Below are 2,379 nucleotides of genomic sequence, written 5' to 3'. Positions count from 1 at the left end.
GGGGACGCGCCAGCGCTGTGCCCCCGGTCTGTCCGGCCCCACCGGGGGGCCGCCGCCCGGTCAGACGGACCGGGCGCGACATCGGTCGGAGAGTCCTCACCGTGCTTAGGCAGTCGTCCCGTTCCCGCGCCGTCCTGTCCGGCGCCGCCGTGCTCGCCCTGGCCGCCTCGCTCGCGGCCTGCGGGAGTTCCGGCGGTGGGAAGGGGGACAGTGCCAAGAACGCCACCCCGGCCGGCGGCAGCAGCTCGGCGGGCAGCCCGAGCGCCGGCGGCACCAGTCCGGCCGCGACCGGCACCGCCACCGCGGCCTCCTCCGGCAAGGTGCTGATGCCCACCGGGCCCGCCGCCGCCCTCACCAAGGTCCGGGACACCGGCGCCGGCCCGATCATGATGACCAAGGTGACCGGCGCCAAGTCCGGCGTCACCGGCCAGGTCTGGGTCTGGCTGCCGCCCGAGTACAACGACCCCAAGTTCGCCAAGACCGGCTTCCCGGTGCTGACCCTGTTCGCGGGCGGCCAGAGCAACGGCTACAACACCTGGACCGACAACCAGCTGCCGATCCAGGAGGAGAACGAGCGGCTGGTCAAGGAGGGCAAGTCCCACCCGTTCATCATGATCATGCCGGTGCAGAACTTCAACAGCGACGAGAAGAACGCGCTGGACTGCTCCGACATCCCGGGCCAGCCCAAGATGGCCACCTGGATGGCCGAGGACCTCCCGGACTTCGTCCGCGCCAACTTCCGCACCGTGAAGGGCCGCGACGGCTGGGGCGTGATGGGGGCCTCCACCGGCGGCTTCTGCAGTGCCAAGCTCGCCCTCCAGTACCCGCAGGTCTACAAGGCCGCGGTGCCGATCGACGGCTACTTCATCCCGGACTCGGGGCTGTGGAAGGGCCACGACGCGGAGCGGGCCGCCAACAACCCGGACGTGCTGGTCGCCCAGGGCAAGGCCGACGTGAGCATGCTGGTGACCGCGGGCGGCGCCAACCCGTACGAGACCAAGGTGGTCAAGACCTGGGTGGACAAGGCGGTCCCGCCGGTGACCCTCCAGTACCACGAGCAGCCCGGTGGCAAGCACCTGACCTCGGACTTCAAGAAGATGATCCCGGACACCCTGGTGTGGCTCTCCGCCCACCTGGCGGGGCCGGCGGCCGACTGAGGGCCCGCCCTTCGGCTGCCCGCGCTGCCCGCACGGCCCGCGCTGCCTGTGCCGCTCGGACTGCTCGGACTGCCGCACTGCTCTCACCCGTACCGCCGGTGCCGGGACGCGTTCGCGCTCCCGACGCCGGCGGTCCTGCTTTCCGGCGGCGCCGAGCAGGTTGCGCCGCCCGTCCGCAGGCCCGTGACCTGCGCGTCAATCGGACATTGATTCGCTTCTGATCGACTGCGAGCACCTTGGCTGGGGCGGTCCTCCACCGGCCGCCACCACCCGCCGTGCCCCAAGCCGTGAAGAGAGTGCCATGCCGATCCACCTGGTGCCCCAGCCCGTCCCCACCGTGCCCGCGCAGGGCGAGTCCGGAGCCGCCTCGCTGGGCGCGGACGCGTACGGACGGGCCGCGGCCGACGAGCCGGCCGTCCTGCGGTTCTCCGGGCTCCGCCTGGTGCACGCCGCGCTGCGCCGGGACCTCGCCCGGCTGCCCAACGCGCTGCGGCTGCTCCAGCCCGACGAGGACGACAAGGGCGAGGCCCTGCTGCGGCACTGGAACTTCATCACCGCGATGCTCACCTGCCACCACGAGCAGCAGGACACCCGGCTGTGGCCGATCGTGCGCCGCTTCGCGCCCGAGCTGCGGCTGCTGCTCAACTGGCTGGAGGACGACCACCACAACCTGGACCACTCCTTCACCCGGGTCACCACGCTGGTGCGGATCGCCAGCCGGGACACCGGCAGCGCCTGGCCGGTCGCGTACGCGATGGAGGACCTCGCGGCCCGGCTGGAGACCCACCTGCGGATCGAGGAGCGGCAGTTGCTGCCCCGGATGGAGCGGGTGATCGCCGACGGCTCCCGGCTCGGCGGGCTGGGCGAGCTGCTGGACCTGCTGCGCCTGGCCGACGGCCCCGGCACGGCGGACGCGCTGGCCTGGCTCCTGGAGGGCGTGGAGCCCGAACTGGTCGAGCGGCTGCTGGCCGAGTGCGACGACGACGTGGCCCGCAACTGGCCGCACTGGCACGCGACCTACCAGCGCTGCACCTCGCCGCTGTGGGGCCCGCCGGACGCTCCGGCCGCCGGCGCCGGCCTCGGCCTCGACGGACTGGGGCGCATCGCGGACTGACTCCGGGGCTCTTCGCGGGCCCTTGATCTACGCGCGTGGCATGAGCCGGAGGCAGGGGACCGCGGCATATGCCGAGCCGGTCCCCAGTGCGGGGGAGATCTCAACTCC

The 2,379-nt window shown here is 72.9% G+C and carries 2 protein-coding genes; both read left to right on the top strand.

Going from position 1 to position 2,379, the window contains the following annotated elements:
• Nucleotides 1-101: 101 nt before the first annotated feature.
• Nucleotides 102-1,157: an alpha/beta hydrolase gene (locus ACIQOV_RS37720; RefSeq protein ID WP_401055295.1), complete on the top strand. Its 1,056-nt coding sequence runs from the start codon at nucleotides 102-104 to the stop codon at nucleotides 1,155-1,157.
• 301 nt (nucleotides 1,158-1,458) lie between these two features.
• On the top strand, nucleotides 1,459-2,271 hold the full coding sequence (locus ACIQOV_RS37715; RefSeq protein ID WP_401055294.1) for a hemerythrin domain-containing protein: 813 nt from the start codon (nucleotides 1,459-1,461) through the stop codon (nucleotides 2,269-2,271).
• Nucleotides 2,272-2,379 lie beyond the last annotated feature (108 nt).

The organism is Kitasatospora sp. NPDC091257, from assembly GCF_044757675.1.
In the GTDB taxonomy this organism is placed as follows: Bacteria; Actinomycetota; Actinomycetes; order Streptomycetales; family Streptomycetaceae; genus Kitasatospora; species Kitasatospora lactacystinica.
This window is presented reverse-complemented; position numbering and strand designations above follow the sequence as displayed.